The sequence below is a fragment of the Leeuwenhoekiella parthenopeia genome (genome assembly GCF_020782115.1).
In the GTDB taxonomy this organism is placed as follows: Bacteria; Bacteroidota; Bacteroidia; order Flavobacteriales; family Flavobacteriaceae; genus Leeuwenhoekiella; species Leeuwenhoekiella parthenopeia.
This window is the reverse complement of the sequence record NZ_JAJGMW010000010.1, coordinates 125,786-146,356: the sequence shown is the minus strand read 5'-3', so window position 1 is coordinate 146,356 and position 20,571 is coordinate 125,786. Positions and strand designations below refer to the sequence as shown.

Below are 20,571 nucleotides of genomic sequence, written 5' to 3'. Positions count from 1 at the left end.
CTCTTTGAGAGCTTCTAAAACCACTTTGGTCTTGAACTTGGGTGTGAATTTTCTTCGTGTCATAAAACAGTAAATTTAAAGTTATTTTGGAACTTAAATTACTGTCCTAATTTTTGGGGGATGCTCATATATCAAAAGTCAGCAATACTTTTTTTACATCTTCTACACTAAGTAAGGAGACGATAATGTTTCGGAAATCGTTGTTTTTATACTTGCTTAGTTCAGCATCGTATTTTAAATCTTCACTTCTAGAAGATATTATAATACGTACATTCTTTTCATTAAGGAGCTCATTAATTAATCTATTATATGTGTGTAAGAATTCTCTGTTTGATGATAAGGAAAGAGATAATGCATCTATTTGGTCAATTAAAACAACCAGCTTTATGTTTTGTGAGTTTACAAGTTTTAAAATTTTTTCTAAAGTAACCTCTTCATTGGCAAATATTTTATTCTCTAATTCTTTTGGTGTGGAGGCATAGTATTTATCAGCTTTAATTCCTAATGTCAAATAACCTTCGTTATTCAGAAAATTGTATATATCTTTAATTACTACTGATTTACCTATGCCTTTAACCCCCTCAATAACAAGTAAGTTTTTATTTGGATTAACTAAATCTTCTTCAATCCATTTTGTGATAGTTTTAAATTCTTTCCTAATAATATGTGTTGAGGGTACATTTTCAAAATAATTCCGAGTCTGCTCTATGAAAAGTGAAGCTTTTTTAAAACACTTTTTTAAATCATTTATATCTATTGAGTTTGTGATTTTATCATAAACGTGCTTTCCGCAAAAGGCGTTTAACCAAACTGGTCCAAAAAAATCTAAAACGAGTTTTGGATGCGACTTAAGCATTAAATTAATTTTAGAAGAATCCCATATTTTCAAATTAACTCCTCGTTGTTTTAGGTCAAGTCTATGTTTCTCAATTTCATTTTGAAGCTTTATATCATCAAAAGATACACTTGTACAAAGCGTAAATGAATTAGATTTAATAAACCATTTACCTATTTTAAATTCTGCAATTAATCTATCAATATTGGAAGTTGATAGTTTCTTATATCTTTTACATTGATAAACTTCATAGTTTCCTTTTTTAGTAACCGCATATATATCGATACCCTCTTGTTTCTGACCTCCTCTTCCTAATATTTGAGAATCCTGAATTGAAAATTTATCTATCTCTTGAACCATCCTTAGACAGAGTTTTTCGAATTCTTTCCAAGGCATTTCCGAAATAGGTAATTCTTGATGATTTGAACTTATAGGAGGTAAGTAATTTGGGTTAGGAGATTGCCTTAGGTAGTTGAGCTTCATTGATAAATAATCTAGATTCTAAATATACCCATTAAATTTTATGCTTCGAAGAAACAATGGAATTCACCCCATTTCCCTCCATTCCGCGAAAGGCTTCATTTCGGGAAAAGAGGTTCATTCCAAAATCTTGAACCCAATCCGAAAAAGGATTGCGTTCGCCTGATCCTGCTGACTTCAAGTTTGCGTTTATTCAAGAAACCTTTTAATCAACTTCAAACCGGTAGCTCAACATCCTGCACAGCACCCGTTTCCTTTTCGTTTAAGAACTAAAATTTAGCCGGAGCCGCTTTGCATAACCAGGCTCCCCTGTCGCACTTTTTATAAAAGCTCTTCCTTGCTAAATTTTAAATAGGGTAGGGTCGAAAAGGAAACGTGATGGCGCTATGGGAAGTAAATGGAACTGTATTTGGGATTGCATTTTTCGTTGGCCTGATATTAAAATACCCGGTAGTTGATGCGTTCTGCGCTGATATGTACAGTAAGAAAAACGCTCCGGATATAATAAGTAAATGGGTTTGCTTCTCATTTAATTTACAGGCATTTGCAATCAAAATTAATGGGAATTTTTTTATCTAAATTGGAGTAGAAAAAGTAACATTTTAGGGAGCGAAGCGAAGGAAAATGTATAGCAAGAGGGTAACCCGCTGCGCGAGGTTACGGAATACATTTTCCAATATAAAAAACTGATTAACAATCCTTTAAAAGGGGTGAGGCTTGATGCATTTGAGTGTAGACGTCTGATTTTTTATGAAAAAAGCTGCTGCGCCCGGTGAAACCACTTAATTTTTTATGAAAAAATGGATAAAGGATATGAAAAAGAGGGGTTTGAAGGCTTGAAAATCAAGGCTTCAGTCGCCCAAAGATTTAGGGTGTTTTGCAAGCGTTTGTCAAAGTCCCAATCGATGACGTTAATGGCGATGATGGACTTTTTTGAGATCAACGAAATCTCACCTGATGAACGCCTGGGGCCCTCTCATAGAACGCTGGAGCGGAAGCTCAATAAACGTTTCAATGCCATCATAGCAATAATTAAAAGCATCGAGAAAAGTCAAACCAAACCTACTCAGGCGATGCTCGAAGCGCTGTTTACCCAAACAGAACCGAAGGAGGAAAAGCCATTAGTTGTAAAGCGCGAAGATGAACTGGATGATGCTCGTTTTGAGGATTGGGATGGGAAGGATTTTTAGATATTAAAATTTGTAAATCACTCACGTCCGCTGTATATGCTTTTGCATTTAGTGAGTGTTTAATGACCTCACCTTCCGGGTGTACAGGCACCCTCTTATTAAGTTTAAATCCAGAGTTAGGAGTGCAACGTGTACGTATACCGTAGGGTATTGAAATAGAATGAACCTTCGCGTTGTATATGCTCCGTAGCACTTAGTGAGTATCTTCGACCTCACTATATGGGTGTACAAGCACCCTCCAATCAAATTCCATATTCAAGGTTTTTTATTCATAAGGCTATAGCCAAAAGCTTTAAACCTATAAGCTCATCGTATCCGGTTTTAAATAAGTAAGCTCACGCGTTGTATGTGCCCGTTGCACTTAGTGAGTATTAGTAAATCTCACCTTAGGGATGTACAAGCACCCCCTTATTTAGTTTAAAGTTTTGAGTCAGGAGTTCAGAGTCAATATAGATTCGGTTAATTTACCTGGCCTTATTTTTTCTTTCATCAGCCTATATTCATTTTAAAGCGGATGGTCACGCGCTGTATATGCCTTTCGACATTCAGTGAGTATCTGTGATCTCACCTTATGGGTGTACAGGCTCCGCTTATTTAGTTCAAAGTTTTGAGTTATGAGTTCAGATGTAAGGCGTACGTCAGGAATTACTATACGATTTGCCCGCGCTTTGTATGTGCCCACTGCACTTAGTGAGTATCTGTGATCTCACCTTATGGATGTACAAGCATCCTCCTTATAAATTCAATATTCAATGTTTCGGATTCAAAGTCAAGTTTTTTCTTTTAAGTCAGATGTCACGCGCTGTATATGTCTCAGGACACTTAGTGAGTATTATTAATCTCACCTTGTGGTTGTACAGGCACCCTCTATTTAAGTTTAAAGTTCAAAAGTTTTGAGTTCAAAAGTTTTGAGTTCAAAGTTATCTTCCAGATTAAAACCAAAGAACTATCCTACCACCAGCTCAATCCCCGCTTTTTCTGCTTTGTATTTGATTTTGGTCATGAGTTCGTAGTAATTCCAGTTTCGGAGTACAAACTCGTTTTCCTGTGCGGCTTCTATTTTGGCTTCCTGATTGACCAGGATAAGGGTGCCGGCCTGATGCTTGACACAAAAGTCTATGAGTTTCCGGCTGTACACGTGCAGACGCTGATTCACGTAATTGGCTTCCTTCTTCTTAAACTTTTCAACGGCTTTAAGCTTGCGCTTGCGCCCGTGACCACCCCGGGAATGCACCGATCCGGCCATCGCCCGTTTACGCGCAGCCTGAATCGCCAGCCTGCGGTATAAAAACTCTTCTTTGGTGCCGATATGGAGCCTGTGGCTGCCCAGTTTAACCGTGATGGGATATTCTAAAGACAGGGAAGCCTCTGCCACCACATTAGGCTTTAAGACATAATGTTCCTGTTCGATGTCAAAGACCGCCAGCCAGAAGATCTTGCCGTCTTTTAATTTGATCTGGGAGGTACGTAAGCGGGTTTCGCCTTTGAGTACCCGGTGCAACAATACCCGCTTATCGGAGAAGTCCCGGCCCAGATAGGTGCAAAAGGGAATTTTAAAGAGCCGGAAACAAAAACAATTGCGCTCTTCATCGTATTTAAAGCAATACATGCTATAAGGACCAAAGGGAAAGCCATTATCCCGTTTGAAGTTTTGAAGGGAGCGCTCCCCGCTCCAATACTCCGGTGCATTCTTTTTAAATGCGCTTTCCAGATTCCGGTTAAGGCTCGATAAGATCTCGGTGGGGATTTTACCTTTAAACCGGTCTGAGATCACCCGGTAGGTGGTGTTGATTCGCGAACGGTTTAGAATGCCATTTTCGTCTTTTTTTTGATCTGCCAGCTTATACTGAATGTCCTCGGTAAGGTAGAAGAACTCTTTGATCATTTCCTGCACGTAGAGATGGCTTACGATAATATTGGAAGCTTTAAAACAGCAGTATTGCCAGTCGTAAAGCTTTGCCATCGCGGCTTTACGCTCCTCATAATCGGGCAGGTCTATATTGAGTTGGATTTTACGGGTAAGGCTGAGGGTTTTGGTTTTCATAATCAGGCAGATTGTAATTGATTATCGTGTTGCTCCTGTAGAAACTGATAGGCCGTGGTAAAAGCACGATGCACTTCTTTTTGAGAAAGCTTGAGTTCGTTTGCAATCTGGGCAAAGGAATACTGCTGCTCGCAGCGCAGGGCCAGTACCCGGGCTTCCTGCTCGGTTAGCGCTTTAGGTTGAGAGGCATTCTCCGAAGCCGAATTCGTATTCACCACCAGAGCTCCCTGTTGCAGGATGTTTCTGATCTGCTCGATGGAATCCTTCATCAGGTTGCTGGCTTCCTTAATGCTGATACCCATCTGCTCCGAAATGCTTTTGTATTTAAAGCCGTGCTCCAAAGCCAGTTCAATAAGGCGTTTGGACTGATTACCCAGCAGGGGTAAGATGGTGATGATCTGCTCATAGTCTTTTTGCCTGTTTTGCTGCTCTTTTAGATGCGTATCTACTTCTTCGGGATCATAGCCCCATCGGTAGTCGGGATAGTTCGGGTAATCATCAAAAGAATATAAACTACGCTGAAACTGATTCCCCGGTCGTACATAAAACCATTTACAGTCGTTGTTCATGACCGCATATAGGAAATTAACCAGATGTTGGGGCGACTCAATGTCGTCGCGTTTGTGCCAAAGCCTTAAAAAGGCATCCTGTACCAGGGTCTCCACAACAAACACATCTTTTATTAAGGTTCTGCCCGTCCAATAGATAGGCCGGTAATAGTGTTTATACAGGGCATTAAATGCCTGGCTGCAGCCCGCTTTAAAAGACTCAAAATGGATTTCACTGGGATAGTGCTTCATAACCGTACCCGTTTTTGGTTCTACAAATGCTGTTTTAGGGGTATTGTTGATTAGGCCGCAAAAGCGGACTACTAACTGGTGTAGGGGGAGGTTGTAGAAACTTTTTAGGAAGGAAACAAAGGCTTTGAAAGCTGAAGTAAAGGCCCAATACAAAAAGGCGCAGGTCTCAACTTATTGAATCAAGGTACTGGTATACCGCGCAACAATAAGCGAGAGCCCACGCCCGGGTCGTGAGCATCCCTGCTTATCCTCTCGTTGCTAAAAATTACCAGTTTTTGATTCGAGATTCAAAGCGAATGCTTCTAATATGTTATGCTAAGAAGTTTCGCAAATATATAATTATGAGTCAAATATAATATTCTTTTATTTAATGCGGAAGTTCTTCCGCATTAAATTTTAATTGATATTCTTCCTTTGTTCTGTATGAATATCAACGTTCTCATATCTAATGCCATCTCAGAATGGATAGAGGATGCTAAATCAAATCGTGATTTTGCACTGAATCATAACATTGACGAGAAAATTGTTAGAAGAATACTTGACGAAAAAGAGTACCGTATTCCTGTTGAGACTCTAAAAAAAATTTGTGATGCTCGACAAATAAAATTGTCTGAATTTTTTAAACTTGTTGAAGATAAATTTCCTGATCTGATGATCTGAGAAACAGGCCAAATTTCCTAAACTAACCTCTAGCTTAATCCAAGCATTCTTTCAAAGAGATGAACTCTATTTCCTAAAATTATCCTCTTGAATGATTACTCTAAATAAGTACTTTTTCCCAGAGCATATAGTTAAAAGTTAAGGAAATCTTAATTTTCCACTTTTCCAAAGGCGTTTTCATACACTCTTCATACTCTATCCTAGGCTTTGAGTAGGCTTTGCCTAGGGATGACCCGTCCTAAATTAGCTATACAGATTAGTAAATAAATCCTGTTATAGCTATACATTTTTTGGAGAATTACGGGATTCTGTAAAATACTTTTAAAATGATTAGCTATTTTTATAAACATCACTTTAAAATGTTGATATCCAGTAAATTTTAAGGGGAGGTGTATGTTTGGTGTTGATATAATACGTTAGGGCAAATACAAGAAACAACCATATGGCAAAGAAAAATTACGGAAAATCATTAGCACTTCAACACTTCTATAAATCAATTGAAGCGGAAATCCGAAATTATTGGCAAATAAATACCTCTTTGATTTATTCTGAAAGATGGTGGAAAACAATCCCAGAAATTGATTTACCTGCAAGAATCACATTATATCCAGGAGATAATAAAATACCTTTTACAAGTATTGATTTACCACCAAAAACATATTTAGAAAATCATAACAGCGTTTTACAAATTACCAGAGAAAATTCAATAGTTAATTTCATTACAGTTTTTGAAGTTTATCTTTTTAACATCGTGAAACGAATGATGTATTTACAACCTACTTTAATCGGAGAGTCTGGAATGCCATTTGAAGCAAAAGAAATAGCTGATGAAATGGAAAATGATAATGTGAGAGAATGGTTCGCTGAAAAAGTAACTCAAAAATATATTAGAAATAAATCGCATTTAATGATGGTTAAGCGTTTAGAGAGTATGCTTAAATATCAATTAAATGACCCTAGTGATGGGCTTGTAGAAGATTGGAATAAATGGACTTATGTCAGAAACGCAATAATTCATAATGGAAGAGAAACTTCTGATGATCTTTCTAGAGTTTGGAATGAAAGATTTACTTCAGTTGGAGCACCCTTAAATATGACAGATGCTGATATTATCAAACTTCCTTACATAGCTATCGAATTAGCGAAAAAAGTAGATAAAATAATTATGGAAAGTGTCATTCAAAATGAAGATGCTGGATTATTAGTTAGAGAATTATTTGTCCGAAACGGAATTGAAGAATCCCAAGATTTAGCTAAATCTGTTTGGAATATTTTGAATAGTCGATTAGGAAAACCATTAGTGCAAAAATATTTAGCATATCAAAAAAGAACTGGGGCAAAAATAAATGGGTGGAGATTTACTCACTACAACTTTATGGAATAAATACTACGGCTTGGTCTGTACTTACTTGGAAAATTCTGCAGATCTTCCAAAGCCATTTTTTATCAGGAAAGGTCTGTGCCGAGACACGCCACAGCTCATATACAATCACGTTCTCTGCCAGCTAAACCAAACCCGCAAAAGCAAAGAGTGCTATCGCAAACATTGCTTTTTACCCAAGGCAAAAATGTCAAAAAAATTGAATGAATAAACAGGAAAACCAAATCATACTAAAAACAATCACCGAGTTATTGGGGCTTCATTTTTACATACCCGATTACCAACGTGGTTACAGATGGACCAGCCACAATGTTAGCCAATTGCTCAATGATATTTGGGAATACAGGCAAGACCCTGCTAAGGTCAATTCCTTTTACTGCCTTCAACCCATAGTGGTACGTAAAAAAACGTGGCTTTCAGAAAATGGAGATACCATTGATGGTTATGAGTTAATTGATGGACAGCAGCGATTAACCACCATTCACAGAATCCTAACTTATTTGCGTATAGAACACTTACGGATAGATAAATTCAGTGATGAATATAAAGAGGACATCTATACTATAGAATACCAAACTCGTCCAGAAACACGCCAATTCTTAAATCAAACAGAAAGTAATCTCACTAAGCCCGATTTGTATTATCTAAGTAAAGCCTATGACACTGTTAAAGATTGGTTTGAAAATAGTGGTAAGATTGAAGGGCGTTCTGATAAAAACAACTTTTTAGATACACTACTACCAAGTGTAAAGAAAGATGAAGATGGTGCTACCATTATGCCTGAATGGAGTACACAGATTATTTGGTACGAAATAAATGATAATACACAAAAAAGTGAAGAACTATTTACCCGTCTTAATAGAGGTAAAATTCCATTGAATAGTGCAGAACTAATCAAGGCAAAGTTTGTAAATCAAGAAAGCTTCAAAGAGTTTGGAGAGCAAGAAAAGGTAAAAAGACGTACCCAACTAATACAGTTATGGGATGAGATTGAAAACCACCTCAACAACCCTAAATTCTGGGCATTCATATCCAATAAGAAGATGGATAGTTATGCTTCCAAAATAGAATACTTGTTCGATATAGCTACTCAGAAAAAAGATAGTAGCAAAGACAATCTATACAGCTTCATTCACTTCTTTGATGATAAAGAGAATGCAGAATCTCTTTGGGAAAAGTGGTTAAGTATAGAAGAAATTTACCGCTCATTAAGTTACTGGTACACCCATAAAAATTACTATCACAAGGTAGGTTATCTCATTGCCATCGGCACTAACATTATGGATATTATCCAACTCAAAAAAGAAAATGATAAAGACCTTTTTGAGCAAGAAATAAACCGTTTAATAGCAGAGAGTATTCCTAATGATTGGGATGATTTAAGCTATGACAACCGTAACGACCACAAAAAGCTGATAGAAATTCTATTATTGGTAAATACGGAGCTTACGAGAAAGAATAATAACAACAACGATTTCTTCCCTTTTGAAATCTACAAAAACATTAATAAGAGTTTAGAGCACATTCACGCTCAAAATATCATAGGTATTAATGAGAACAAAAGGGAGCAATGGTTCTCTTGGTTAGATATGCACTTAAACGTGCTTCCCTCGATAACTACCAACACTAAAAAGGCAGCTGAAATCATTGAGAAAGCCAAAACTATTGATAGAGAAAAATACACCTATGCTCAGTTTCAGGATTTAAGTGCTTCAATAATAGAGATACTTCCAAAAGATGATGAAGATGAAAATCTTTATCTACACAATATTAAAAACTTAGCTCTCTTAGGGCTAACAGAAAATATCTCATTGAGTAATTCCATTTTCGAAATAAAGCGAAGAAAAGTTATAGAGATGGATAAGAAAGGAGCATTTATTCCTATTGCTACCAAGAGGGTATTTCTAAACTATTATCAAAAAGAATCTTATGCTCAATCATCTATCTGGACAAAAGTGGAAAGAGAAAACCACTTAGAAGAAATTGGCGAGTGCTTAAACCATTATTTAAACAAAACACCAGTACTCAATGAAGCTTAAATTCACAAACATACTTGCCGATAAAGTTGAAATACCAATCATTCAACGAGATTTTGCCCAAGGCAGAACAGATAAAAACACCAGTAAAATAAGAAGAGATTTCTTAGATGCCATTTTTGATACAATTATTAAAAATAAAGAAAAAGTCACCCATAAAAATTTAGAGTTAGACTTTATCTACGGTAATAAAACACAAGGTGATAAACCAATCTTCTCACCTATTGATGGGCAACAACGGCTTACTGTATTGTGGTTGTTATATTGGTTTGTAACATCAAAGGAAAGTGTACCTAAAGAGGAAAAAGAGGCGCTTCAAAACTTTGTTTACGAGACAAGGCACAGTACCACCATATTTTGTAAAAAACTTATTGCTTTTAACCCTCAATTCACAAGTAGCTGTATTTCAGACGAAATTAAAAACCAGTCTTGGTACTTTGAAACTTGGGATTTTGACCCAAGCATTCAAGCGATGCTTGTCGTGTTAGATGATATTGAATTTCGATATGATGATTATGGTTTGGAAGATATTTGGCAAGTTCTAAAAGGCGAAAACTGTCCTTTTGAAATGTATCAGCTGGTATTAAGTGAGTTCAAGTTATCGGATGATTTATACATCAAAATGAACTCAAGAGGTAAACCTCTTACAGAGTTTGAATACTTCAAAGCAAACTTTTCTGAGATTATTACAGATGAAGAACTAAAGCAAAAATTTGAAAAGCAAATAGACCAAGATTGGTTTGATTGTATTTGGAATCTACTCTTAGAAACAGAGGAAGCTAAGAATGTGAAAGATATTGCCTTATTAGTAGACAATAGCTTCTTAAACCTCTTCAACTTCATTACCTACGTTATTGGTCTTAAAAACGATATACCATACTCTGATACTGTAGAATCATCTAAAGAGCTAAAAAACATCTACGGCAACATAGATAATGTAAAAGAACTCTTTTCAATATTAGATAACTTGGTAATTAGCAATGAGACAAATCCTGATTTTTGGAGAAATACTTTTTATTTCGATAAAGCTAGTTTTCATAAGGATAAAACAAGATTATTTTTCCCTCACCAAGTGAATAACTTATTAGTTCGCTGTTTACTGTATTTTGATAAGGATAGAGGTTTTAGCTTACCAGAGCAACTGTTATTGCATAGCTATTTATTCCAAAACATTCATCAAACAGAGGACTTTGAGAGGAAACTAAGAATTGTAAGGAATCTTGTTGTAAATTCAGAATTTGAATTACGTAGAGAAACCTTGGTAGAAAGCATCACAGAATTAGAAACCTTCTTATTGAGTTTTGATTTTGATGCCCTAAAGAGATTTAAAACCGACCAAATACAAGAGGAAAAAGAGAAAGAAGCGTTTTACCAAACCCAAGAAGCTCTTGATACTTTTTACCGTTTAGAGGATAGCGACATTTTTAGAGGAAATATATCCATATTTGAATTTGACGACAATGCAGAGCATAGAGCTTCTCAGTTCTTAAAATACTTCGATGAAGATGTACTAATTCAAGACTTCTCTAATAGAGCTAACTTCTTACTCTGTTTTGGTGATTACACCCAACACGATAGCGGTAATGGAGAAAGAAAAGAAGGCTGGTACAATATTCTTTCCTCAAATAAAAAGGTCATTAGAAAGTTTTTCACGACACCAGGTTACGGAAAGAAGAAAGATATTTTTTCACATACTCGACCAGTACTGATGAAGTGCTTAGACTTCTTAGCAGAAAAACCTAACACAGATATTAAAGAACACATTAACACAGTGCTTGAATCTTACGAAGCAAAGCCTAAGGATTGGAAATATTATTTTATCAAATACCCTTCATTTCGCTGGGAATGTTCCAGAGGTTATTACTATTCGTTTGACTATTATGTATTTAATAAGATGCGTCAGAAGCAATTCAACGGTTTTAACTGGTGTCCGTTTTTTTATGAAGTAAATCGGCAGGTAAAGAGCAAAAAGCTAATTCTTGGTGATTACAACGACCTACTTTTTATGAAAATCAAGAAAAACACCATAAGTGTCAATATAGCCAGCAATCATTTCCTTTTTGAGAACCAAAATGCAGAAGGAGTTAAAAACCCAATTTATGATGAGCTTATAGCTTACGAAGTGATTGATGAAGAAGGCATACTTTATATAGAGCAAAATGCAAAAGGATTGGATACAGAAGACAGGGTTGTAAAATTGGTTGACTACATTAATTCAATACTTCAAAAGAAATGAATCAGAAATTTACATAACCAAAATTTAAACAAGAATAGTTATAAAAAACCATTGAAGAAAAGCCAGCACTTAAAGGCATACGCATTTACAATTCGCACAAGCCAACGCTGCAACCAAAAATTGAAAAAGAGTATGGCTTTGCAACACTGATTGACAAACTGAACGGAATAAAGCCAACATAGAACATTGTATAAACGTAATGCGGGCTAAAGTGCTAAATTTAAAGGAATTGAATACAAACAAAAATAGTGGGAAACCGAAAGTAAAGTGCTTCTTATCCCGCACTACACTTATATGTTACCGTAGTGATCAATTTATACCAACTTATGAGCAAAGGCGATAAAAAGAGAGAATTCCTCTTTAACAAATTTTCCGAGAACCTCTATTTTCTTGAAGAGAATGGAATATTGCCAAAAGAAATTGAAATTGAAAAAGGAGATTACATCTGCCCTATTTGCCTTGATAAGTTCACAAAAGAAGACTTAAATCAAGAAGTCGAAAATCCATTGAGTCTTGAGGATGCGCCACCTAAATCATTAGGAGGCTCTCAAATTTTATTAACCTGCGAAAGATGCAATAATAGAATGGGTAAAGATATTGATTGGCATTTGACAGAAAGATTAAAGGAGATGGACTTTCACGAGCGAATTTCAGGAGCGGAAATGAAAGGAAAATTCACTTTAAATGTAACTGTGAATGGAAAAATAATTGTTGAGGAAAATGGCATTACTAAAGCGCATTTATCCGAGAAAAACAATAATCCGGAAACACTCGAAAAGTATATTAACATCATAAAGGGTAAAGGAGTTAAAGAGCCATATTGGGAACCAAACCCTACGAGAGTGGATTCCAAAAAATTACAAATAGCAATAATCAAGAATGCTTACCTTCTGATGTTTGAAAGATTTGGATACGCATTTATATTCGATAAAGAATATGACAGAATTAGAGAGCAACTATTGAATCCTGAATCTGATATTTATCCTCTGGATTGTTGGTTTAAAGGACCTTTTCCAGAAGAGAGGATTGGCGTTCCTTTTTTAACAGAAAATAATATGGAATCCATTTTTGCTCTATTTAGACTTTCAACAAAATTAAGTCATAGATTATTTGGAGTTGTCCTTCCGCTTTCAGGGGCGAAAATTGAAAGAACAATTTTAGAACTTAAGAATAGATTTGAAAAAGAAAAAAAGTTTTCTGTAGAAATGATGTCATTTGACGATAATTATTTGACAAGTTTAGAATCGGTACATTTATTATTAAATTATATGAATAACCGAAATTAAAAACTGCTCACAAATATGGCGATAAGTAATTGCTTGTTCTCTTCTATTTCTAAAAATCCTCGCGTCCCGAAGCTTCGGGATTCGGTTTGGTGTGTACTTTCACAGTTAAGTGCTAAACCACGCAACTACTCATAGACGAGCCGTTACCCATCATTTGAAAACCAAAATAACAAAACCAAACTTGAACAAAAATGAAACCAACCTTAGCCGAACTAACACTCAAACTCGAAGAAAAATTTGGAAAACTAAACTCACAAGCCGAACATTGTACAGAAGATTTTTACGAAAATTATCATGAATTTATCAACTCTATACGTTCAGAAAAAATAATAATTATTGCTTCACCCAATATGCTTGCGAATAAATTACAGGAGTCAAAATACACAAGATATCGGACTTTTAGAGGCTTGTCTATATTGCTGATCATCGCAGGATTGGTTACAATATTTTTTAACTGGAAAATCGGATTAGGATTAATTGTAGGTTCTATAATCCTCAAAATTATATCCTCAAATTTAAAAAAAAGAGTGAGTAGAAATTTCGCTTTTGAACTTACCTCAAAAATCAGCACAAACTCGGATGAGGGAATGTTCGATATATGCCAATATTATATTGCGGGAATTTTACAATTAGCAAGTTCAAAAGGCCGAGCTCATCTTCCGCTTATTCCATCGTATTCATTAACCGGAATAGAAGAATTCGCAAGGAGGAGCTAAGAACAGTTCAATTAAGGAATATTGAAGTTTGTGTAACCATAAAAAGCTATTTTGTGTTTGTTTGGTTAATAACATTGTGAAAAACCATAAATAATAAAAATCAATAGAAAATAACTTTTCGATAGATTTGTACTATAAAAAACATATTATGAAACTAAGGAAATTAAAATCTATTAAAGAGGCATCCGATAGGGATATGTTAGAATATATTTTTGCTTCTCAATTACATATCTTAAGAAGACTGGACTTTCTTGAGAATAAATTAACTAAAAGCGAGATTCGATCTCATTTCCAAGCGACCAAGGAAATGATCAATAAAGTGGATTCATCTTTAGATAGAATAAATGATTATTTGGAATTGGAAGATTTGGAAAAAGGGGAATTGAATTTATAGAGCGGAAAAAACGGTGGGAAATAACTAGCGTTCGTGCGGTCGGTATGACCTAGCGTGAATGCCGTGTTGACTGAAGAGGTTGGTTGTCGGTCAGCCTACTATGGTATTAGTTTGTTTTGGGGTGGGTAATTTTAGATGGTCGTTGGTAAGTTTTTCGCAAAAAAGAACAGTTGTTTATTGAAAATTTTGAATAACTATAACTAAAAGTTAACCACACTATTTAAAGCTTTATCGGTAGTGGCACTTGCAAAATAGGATTGATACATCATCGTAGTAGTTACCGAGGAATGTCTGTATAACTGCTGTAGCATTTGAACCGGGATTTTATCTCCTGCGATATTGCCAAAACTGTGTCGAGAGATGTGCATCGTAAGTTTCTTGGTAAAGCCTGCCTTTTCTGCAATGGTTTTAAGTTGTTTATTGAGGTGCTTGTTGGCGACCTTAGACCTGGCGTAAATGGCTTTATCGTCCGCACTATCAATTTCTTTTAATTCGGGGAATACATAATCACCAGGGCTTCTTTTATCTGCCAGATAACAGTTTAAAATGGGCTTTACTTTTTCGGGTAGTTCCAAAGAGACCAGTTTTGAGTTTTTATTCATGGTGTAATGAATACGGTTGTCGTAGATATCACTCCACCGTACTTTTAAGACATCCCCAACACGGATACCGGCTAAATAGAAACTAAACAGCCATACGTTTTTTGCGTGCACTTCTTTCTGGGTCAAGCCTTCCAGTTTCTCCAAATTTTGTATTTCCTTTACGGATAAGCCCACCTTATGAGATTCCGGAAATTTGATTTTGATTTTTCCGGCGCCAAACGGATAGAATTTACGGTCTATCATTCCTTTACGAATGGCCTTGTTGAAAATTAGGCGTATATATACTAAAACATTGGCAATCGTACGATCTGACAGCTTAGGTGTTTTCTTAAGATAGATCATAAGATTTTTAAGAAAGTCCTCATTTATATCCTGAAAGGGGAGATCCTCGGTTTTCGCAAAATTGGCTATATGATTTTTATAAGCCTTATCAACTGCAACCCTCGAAAACTGCCTGGTGTTAACGATCTCTTCCTGATGATCATTAGCAAAATCAAAGAAGTTTTTGTTGCTTTTTATAAAAGCGATATCGTTTTTGATTTGGAGAGGTGTAAAGTCTTTGTTTTCGGATTGAAGGTCGATTAAATATTTATTGATCTCCGTAAGTTTAATCAGTAAAAGGTTGTTTAAACGCGTGGCATTTGGATGGGCTGTTTTCACACAGCATTTTTTTGAATCCCAATATTTCAAGTCAATATGATGACCCAAATAGATGTAACTAGATTTTCGGTTCTTGGTTATGCGAATGGCTAGTGGAAATTCTCCTTTTTGATTTGCCTTTTTACGTAGCGTTATGGCTGCTTTGGAATTCATACTGAAGATTTAAATACCTAATAAAGGTACTTAAAATTTGGTACAACATAGGTACAACAAAAATTGAAATGCCTTGATATCAGATGATTACAGAAAATAGCAAATATTATGTAACTAATTATATTTCAAATGATTAAGTGTTTTTTAAAGGGTTTTAGGGGCAACTTAGGATCTAGTGCCGCAAGGTGTGAGAGTTCGAGTCTCTCCGCCTGTACAAAGAAAATACCTCTGACGAAAGTCAGAGGTTTTTTTGTTTCCGGAATTTTGAATTAGCGGAAACATAGTTGAGAGTCGAGTCTGGATGGTTTGGCATATCCTGATTGATGCCAGAGGAAGTTTTTCACCTTATAGACATACCCTTCTCTTCAAATAACAACCAGTCATCAATTTTTACAAAATCTTTATAGAATCTAGGGTATTTTCGTAGAAACAGAAATTTCATGTCTGCGTTGATCTATAGAAAATCCAATCAGTATTTGATAAGTGGCTTGCTCATCGCCTTAGCAACCTTGACTTCTCAACTCTCTCTGAAGTACATAGGCTACCAGGGCGCGGCTTTAATCTATTTGCTTGTCGTCTCGATAAGCGCTATGCTTTTTGATATTTTACCGGTTCTTCTTACCGCCTTATTGAGCGCGATACTGCTCAATTTCTTTTTTATCTCTCCACTTTACACCTTTAAAATAGTTAGTACCGAAGATGTGCTGATGTTTTTTATGTATTTAATTCTGGCTTTGGTAAATACAGTGCTTACTTATAAAATAAGAGATTATAACAGTAAACGTAGAGATGAAGCGGAGAAAACCAAAACCATCAATTTATATAACATCCTTTTAAATTCTCTCTCTCACGAGTTAAGAACTCCTATTGCAACGATAATTGGCTCTATTGATACCATTCAGGATGGTAATGCCAGGATTTCTGAAACGCATAAGCAGGAGTTGTATAATGAAATTTCGATTGCAGGTGCCCGGCTAAACAGGCAGGTTGATAATCTGTTAAATATGAGTCGGCTGGAGGCAGGTATTCTCAAGCCTTCCTTTGACTGGTGCGATGTAAATGAGTCTATTTTTAATGTGCTTCAGCAAAATCAGGAACAGGCCACAAAACATCAGTTGGTTTTCACCCCTCAGAAAAATTTAGATTTAGTCTGGACCGATGGGGGTTTTTTGGAGACCATTCTTCAAAACCTTGTTTATAACGCCTTGCAGCATACTCCTGAGCATACCACAGTTTTGATAGATGTACGACTTGAAGGTCAGCTATTGGAAATTCGCGTTTCAGATAATGGCATCGGTTTTCCTAAAGAAAGTATTGCTTTTGCATTTGATAAATTTTATAAGCTTAACAATCAGGCTACCGGAGGTACCGGGCTTGGCCTGTCTATCGCCAAAGGATTTACCGAAGCTTTGGCCGGAAGTATTTCGTTAGAAAATAAGAAAACAGGCGGTGCCCTTTTTACAGTAAAAATTCCATCTAAAACAGTTGCGATAAAAGATTTTGAATATGAATAAAGCTGAGATTCTCATTATTGATGATGAACCACAGATTCGCAAATTGCTTCAGATTAATCTGGAAAGCAACGACTATAAAGTGGTACAGGCAGCTACTGCCAGAGAAGGTGTTCTGATGGCTGCAAATCATCCTCCTGATCTGATCATTCTGGATATAGGACTGCCCGATAAGAGTGGTCATGAGGTTTTGCTGGAACTACGTCAATGGTACGGCAAGCCTATTATCATACTCTCTGTTCTTGATAACGAAAAAGATATCGTGTCTGCTTTAGATGCCGGGGCGACAGATTATCTCACCAAACCATTTAGAACCGGTGAACTTCTGGCACGCATTAGAGCTGCCATTCGCAGAAGTCAGACCGCGGTTAACGCATCGGTAATTACAGCAAATGAACTGGAGATTGATCTTGTGGCACGGGTTGTAAAGCGCAAGAACGAAATCGTAAAACTCACGGCCACCGAATATACCTTACTGGCACTTTTTGCTAAAAATGAAAGTAAGGTTTTGACGCATCAATATATCCTGAAAGAAGTTTGGGGCTATGGCTATCAAACCGAAACACAATACCTGCGGGTGTTTGTAGGATCGCTGCGGAAGAAAATAGAAGAAAACCCAAATAATCCCCAACACCTCATTACCGAAAGTGGCGTAGGCTATCGTTTTCAATAGTCTTTATAAAATCTTTATACCATCTGCCACTTCTTTGATTTTATACATATTCTTTTCGCTTCAACTTTGTAAAGTCTTAGAAGCTAAGGTCGTTTGAGGAGTTGAAGAAGCTGTGTGTTATGATTTACACATAGCGTTTATCCTTAAAAACCGTACTTCTTGATTTAGGGTAGGACGCCTCTGTCTCACCTTTTAAATTTCATTAGGATGGTACAATCAGAAGCAAATGTACTGGTCGCTGTTTTATTTCAAATGCGAGCTCTAGACAATCTGCTTAAAGCAAAGCTTTCAGTGTCCGGGTTTAGTGTGGAGCAGGTTGATGCACAATTGAAAGGTTTAATGGCAGAAGCCCTCAGATCTGACCGGGAACCTGATTTTTGGGAGAACCTGATTGCGCTCCGGGATTGTGTAAAGACCACAAGGCAAAATCTGGAAATTTTTGAAGAGCTCAACAGCATATTACTTCAAATAGAAACTTTAGTAAATCAATCTGGTATTAAACTGAATTCCCATGTATAAAACAATTGTCAAACAAATCTCGAGCCTTCTTATTATCCTGGGGATTGTTATGCTTGCCCCCTGTCTTGTAGCTGTTGTTTATAAAGAATGGTATTCGCTTCTCGGGTTTGCTACTTCCGGAATTTTCACTTCGGGTCTTGGGTATTTAATTTATAAGCTACTAAGCGAAGCTCAGGAACCAAAATACCAGCAATCCCTAATAATTGCGGCATTGGGCTGGCTTAGTATTATCATTATGGGAGCCTTGCCCTATTATGTCATAGCACATGTTACTCCTACAGATATAATGGAGCAATTTATCCCTGCCGGAGCCGCGTATACCGAATCGAGTTTGCTCAATTTTAAAAACATCCTGCACTGTATTTTTGAAAGTACCAGTGCATTTACAACCACAGGTTTAACCATGGCTTATCATGAGCCCTCGGTAGGTAAGGCGATTCTTTTTTACCGCTCTTTTTCGCAATGGGTGGGTGGCGCCGGTTTTATCGTGATGGCTTTGGCGGTGTTTAAACATATTCCCGGGCAGTCTGCCATTCTGCTCTATGGTTCTGAAGCAAGTGGAACCAAGTTAAAAACAAATGTAATTGAGACGGCGCGATCTATCTGGAAGGTTTATTTCATCGTTACCATACTCATGTTTTTTTACATCGCTCTGGGGACTTATTTTATTTTGCCCGATTATCCCATAACTGAAAATCTTTTTGATGCCATCAACCACGCGATGGCCGGGCAATCTACAGGAGGATTTAGCACTCTTGATGACAGTATTGCGGGTTATAATTCGCAGCAAATGGAAATGCTTTTTTTGCTTCCGATGCTGCTGGGCGGACTTTCAATTCCCTTTTTATACCGTTTTATTATTCTGAAAAAAATGAGTGAAGTATGGCAAGACGTTCAAACACGTGCAATACTCATAGCCTCAGTAGCGGGAGGTGTTGTATTATCACTGTTACTGATGCAATCCGGTACAGCTGCGGCGCCTTTCAGAGAAGGAGTCTTTCAATTTATAAGCGCGTTATCTACGACCGGCTGGCAAACGGCATCAATAGGCGATTGGAGCGATCTCTCTATACTTTTTATCGTTTCAGCAGCAATGTTCGTGGGTGGATCTGCAGGGGGGACAGTTGGCGGGATTAAAATCATTCGGGCTTTATTATTACAGAAAGGCCTGCGCTGGCACATCAACAAGATTTTCCTGTCTGAAAACACCATCAAAAGCGTAAAATTTAACAACCGGTATATGATGCCTGCAGAGATGAATCAGGAGCTGGCCCGGGCAGGAATTTTCACGTTGATCTATTTATTGTTTGTCGTTAGCTCAACTATGCTAACGGTTTATTTTATGAATAGCGATTTTACCCTGGCTGATGCCTTGTTTGAAGCTGCGTCTGCACAGGGAACGGTAGGCCTTTCTACCGGAATATCAGATCCTTCCATGTCGCCGGTATTGGAAACCGTTTACATCCTGCAAATGTGGGCCGGCAGAATCGAAATCATCCCGGTGCTGGTGCTCGTTAGAATACTCTTTTACGGAACCAAAGCGCGAAAACTATAATCTTAATCTAAAAAACTACAGCTATGCATATTATTATTGTAGGTTCTGGCAGAACCGGAAAGCACATCATCGAAGCCGCCATAAACGACCGTCAGGATGTTTATGTGATTGAAAAGGATAAGGAAGTAGCCAACCGGGTAGCTACAAATTTTGACTGTGTGGTCATTCACGGTGATGCCACACGATGCGAAATCTTAAAAGAGGCAAAAGCTGAGCAGGCCGATGCCATTATTGTAACAACTCACGATGATGCTGTAAATGCTCTGGTTATACTTCTTGCCAAAGATCTGGGAATTAAACGCCTCGTAAGCTCGGTGAACAATGATGACCTTTTGCCGGTTTTTGAACAGTTGGGGATTGATACGGTTGAGAGCCCGCATCGTTTAAACGGAAGGTATTTGTACAGAGCAGTGCAAGGTCCTAACGTAAAAGAATTTCTCGATTTAGGAGATGGTTTTGAGCTTTTGGAAATTATCGTTGAGCACCAGTCTTCCGTTGCAAACAAATTAATCAAAGACCTTAATCGGGAGAAAATTTTGCCGGCAGATACGCTGATTAACCTTATTAAAAGGAACAATCAGATTATCATTCCGGAAGGGGAGACCCGAATTTTCGTAAATGATATTGTGGTGGTTTTATCCCGTAAAAATCAGATTGCTTCAATATCTAAAGTATTTGGCGCATAAATCAAAATTGAGATAACGAATTGAGACTGCCGGTACGCCTGTTTAAGAACGATTATCGGAGGAGCTAGTCAAGTGTTTTGAAGCATTTGCGCTTACATAAACCAGCATCAGGGATTTTGGGATAGGGGGGGCGGATCAAAATCGTTAAGCTCAA

Annotated in this window: 17 protein-coding genes; 13 read left to right on the top strand and 4 right to left on the bottom strand. The window is 37.1% G+C overall.

The window, feature by feature from the left end; genetic code table 11:
* Positions 1-124: 124 nt before the first annotated feature.
* On the bottom strand, positions 125-1,318 hold the full coding sequence (locus tag LLW17_RS09560; protein ID WP_228230028.1) for an ATP-binding protein: 1,194 nt from the start codon (positions 1,316-1,318) through the stop codon (positions 125-127).
* Positions 1,319-2,115: 797 nt separating this feature from the next.
* Here LLW17_RS09560 and LLW17_RS09555 point away from each other — a divergent pair.
* On the top strand, positions 2,116-2,505 hold the full coding sequence (locus LLW17_RS09555; protein WP_228230027.1) for a BfmA/BtgA family mobilization protein: 390 nt from the start codon (positions 2,116-2,118) through the stop codon (positions 2,503-2,505).
* 946 nt (positions 2,506-3,451) lie between these two features.
* On the opposite strand, the gene LLW17_RS09550 is transcribed toward LLW17_RS09555, so the two are convergent.
* Positions 3,452-4,549: a hypothetical protein gene (locus LLW17_RS09550; protein WP_228230026.1), complete on the bottom strand. Its 1,098-nt coding sequence runs from the start codon at positions 4,547-4,549 to the stop codon at positions 3,452-3,454.
* A gap of 2 nt (positions 4,550-4,551) precedes the next feature.
* Positions 4,552-5,349 (bottom strand): sigma-70 family RNA polymerase sigma factor, encoded by a 798-nt coding sequence (locus tag LLW17_RS09545; RefSeq protein ID WP_228230025.1) that lies wholly within the window; start codon positions 5,347-5,349, stop codon positions 4,552-4,554.
* 423 nt (positions 5,350-5,772) lie between these two features.
* Between LLW17_RS09545 and LLW17_RS09540 the strand changes: the two genes are divergently transcribed.
* The 7 genes from LLW17_RS09540 to LLW17_RS09510 all read left to right on the top strand — a co-directional run bounded on the left by LLW17_RS09540 (position 5,773) and on the right by LLW17_RS09510 (position 14,058).
* Entirely contained in the window at positions 5,773-6,009 is a 237-nt protein-coding gene (locus tag LLW17_RS09540) for a helix-turn-helix transcriptional regulator (protein WP_228230024.1), read from the top strand.
* A gap of 442 nt (positions 6,010-6,451) precedes the next feature.
* On the top strand, positions 6,452-7,393 hold the full coding sequence (locus LLW17_RS09535) for a hypothetical protein (protein WP_228230023.1): 942 nt from the start codon (positions 6,452-6,454) through the stop codon (positions 7,391-7,393).
* A gap of 200 nt (positions 7,394-7,593) precedes the next feature.
* Complete coding sequence (locus tag LLW17_RS09530; RefSeq protein ID WP_228230022.1) at positions 7,594-9,429, top strand: DUF262 domain-containing protein; 1,836 nt, start codon at positions 7,594-7,596, stop codon at positions 9,427-9,429.
* Entirely contained in the window at positions 9,419-11,662 is a 2,244-nt protein-coding gene (locus LLW17_RS09525; protein ID WP_228230021.1) for a GmrSD restriction endonuclease domain-containing protein, read from the top strand. The genes LLW17_RS09530 and LLW17_RS09525 overlap by 11 nt, the downstream gene beginning before the upstream one ends.
* Positions 11,663-11,988: 326 nt before the next feature.
* Entirely contained in the window at positions 11,989-12,948 is a 960-nt protein-coding gene (locus LLW17_RS09520; protein WP_228230020.1) for a hypothetical protein, read from the top strand.
* A gap of 191 nt (positions 12,949-13,139) precedes the next feature.
* Positions 13,140-13,664, top strand: a complete 525-nt coding sequence (locus tag LLW17_RS09515) for a hypothetical protein (RefSeq protein ID WP_228230019.1) — start codon at positions 13,140-13,142, stop codon at positions 13,662-13,664.
* A 148-nt stretch (positions 13,665-13,812) separates the two neighbouring features.
* Positions 13,813-14,058, top strand: coding sequence for a hypothetical protein (locus LLW17_RS09510; protein ID WP_228230018.1), 246 nt, complete (start codon positions 13,813-13,815; stop codon positions 14,056-14,058).
* A 200-nt stretch (positions 14,059-14,258) separates the two neighbouring features.
* Here LLW17_RS09510 and LLW17_RS09505 read toward each other — a convergent pair whose 3' ends face one another.
* Positions 14,259-15,473 (bottom strand): site-specific integrase, encoded by a 1,215-nt coding sequence (locus LLW17_RS09505; RefSeq protein WP_228230017.1) that lies wholly within the window; start codon positions 15,471-15,473, stop codon positions 14,259-14,261.
* A 440-nt stretch (positions 15,474-15,913) separates the two neighbouring features.
* Between LLW17_RS09505 and LLW17_RS09500 the strand changes: the two genes are divergently transcribed.
* From LLW17_RS09500 to LLW17_RS09480, 5 genes are all read left to right on the top strand, one after another.
* Positions 15,914-16,987 carry a sensor histidine kinase gene (locus LLW17_RS09500; RefSeq protein WP_228230016.1) on the top strand — a complete coding sequence of 358 codons (1,074 nt, stop codon included), beginning with the start codon at positions 15,914-15,916 and terminating at the stop codon, positions 16,985-16,987.
* Positions 16,980-17,657 carry a response regulator gene (locus tag LLW17_RS09495; RefSeq protein WP_228230015.1) on the top strand — a complete coding sequence of 226 codons (678 nt, stop codon included), beginning with the start codon at positions 16,980-16,982 and terminating at the stop codon, positions 17,655-17,657. The genes LLW17_RS09500 and LLW17_RS09495 overlap by 8 nt, the downstream gene beginning before the upstream one ends.
* A 207-nt stretch (positions 17,658-17,864) precedes the next feature.
* Positions 17,865-18,176 (top strand): hypothetical protein, encoded by a 312-nt coding sequence (locus LLW17_RS09490; protein WP_228230014.1) that lies wholly within the window; start codon positions 17,865-17,867, stop codon positions 18,174-18,176.
* The gene (locus tag LLW17_RS09485) at positions 18,169-19,731 is read left to right on the top strand and encodes a TrkH family potassium uptake protein (RefSeq protein ID WP_228230013.1); all 1,563 of its coding nucleotides are present in this window, start codon (positions 18,169-18,171) and stop codon (positions 19,729-19,731) included. The genes LLW17_RS09490 and LLW17_RS09485 overlap by 8 nt, the downstream gene beginning before the upstream one ends.
* A 23-nt stretch (positions 19,732-19,754) precedes the next feature.
* Positions 19,755-20,417, top strand: coding sequence for a potassium channel family protein (locus tag LLW17_RS09480; protein WP_228230012.1), 663 nt, complete (start codon positions 19,755-19,757; stop codon positions 20,415-20,417).
* Positions 20,418-20,571: the final 154 nt, after the last annotated feature.

What these genes read in the sequence shown, in the direction of transcription:
- LLW17_RS09560 (WP_228230028.1), bottom strand. Translation starts at nt 1,318, where the DNA reads ATGAAGCTCAACTACCTAAGGCAATCTCCTAACCCAAATTACTTACCT.
- LLW17_RS09555 (WP_228230027.1), top strand. Translation starts at nt 2,116, where the DNA reads ATGGATAAAGGATATGAAAAAGAGGGGTTTGAAGGCTTGAAAATCAAG.
- LLW17_RS09550 (WP_228230026.1), bottom strand. Translation starts at nt 4,549, where the DNA reads ATGAAAACCAAAACCCTCAGCCTTACCCGTAAAATCCAACTCAATATA.
- LLW17_RS09545 (WP_228230025.1), bottom strand. Translation starts at nt 5,349, where the DNA reads ATGAAGCACTATCCCAGTGAAATCCATTTTGAGTCTTTTAAAGCGGGC.
- LLW17_RS09540 (WP_228230024.1), top strand. Translation starts at nt 5,773, where the DNA reads ATGAATATCAACGTTCTCATATCTAATGCCATCTCAGAATGGATAGAG.
- LLW17_RS09535 (WP_228230023.1), top strand. Translation starts at nt 6,452, where the DNA reads ATGGCAAAGAAAAATTACGGAAAATCATTAGCACTTCAACACTTCTAT.
- LLW17_RS09530 (WP_228230022.1), top strand. Translation starts at nt 7,594, where the DNA reads ATGAATAAACAGGAAAACCAAATCATACTAAAAACAATCACCGAGTTA.
- LLW17_RS09525 (WP_228230021.1), top strand. Translation starts at nt 9,419, where the DNA reads ATGAAGCTTAAATTCACAAACATACTTGCCGATAAAGTTGAAATACCA.
- LLW17_RS09520 (WP_228230020.1), top strand. Translation starts at nt 11,989, where the DNA reads ATGAGCAAAGGCGATAAAAAGAGAGAATTCCTCTTTAACAAATTTTCC.
- LLW17_RS09515 (WP_228230019.1), top strand. Translation starts at nt 13,140, where the DNA reads ATGAAACCAACCTTAGCCGAACTAACACTCAAACTCGAAGAAAAATTT.
- LLW17_RS09510 (WP_228230018.1), top strand. Translation starts at nt 13,813, where the DNA reads ATGAAACTAAGGAAATTAAAATCTATTAAAGAGGCATCCGATAGGGAT.
- LLW17_RS09505 (WP_228230017.1), bottom strand. Translation starts at nt 15,473, where the DNA reads ATGAATTCCAAAGCAGCCATAACGCTACGTAAAAAGGCAAATCAAAAA.
- LLW17_RS09500 (WP_228230016.1), top strand. Translation starts at nt 15,914, where the DNA reads ATGTCTGCGTTGATCTATAGAAAATCCAATCAGTATTTGATAAGTGGC.
- LLW17_RS09495 (WP_228230015.1), top strand. Translation starts at nt 16,980, where the DNA reads ATGAATAAAGCTGAGATTCTCATTATTGATGATGAACCACAGATTCGC.
- LLW17_RS09490 (WP_228230014.1), top strand. Translation starts at nt 17,865, where the DNA reads ATGGTACAATCAGAAGCAAATGTACTGGTCGCTGTTTTATTTCAAATG.
- LLW17_RS09485 (WP_228230013.1), top strand. Translation starts at nt 18,169, where the DNA reads ATGTATAAAACAATTGTCAAACAAATCTCGAGCCTTCTTATTATCCTG.
- LLW17_RS09480 (WP_228230012.1), top strand. Translation starts at nt 19,755, where the DNA reads ATGCATATTATTATTGTAGGTTCTGGCAGAACCGGAAAGCACATCATC.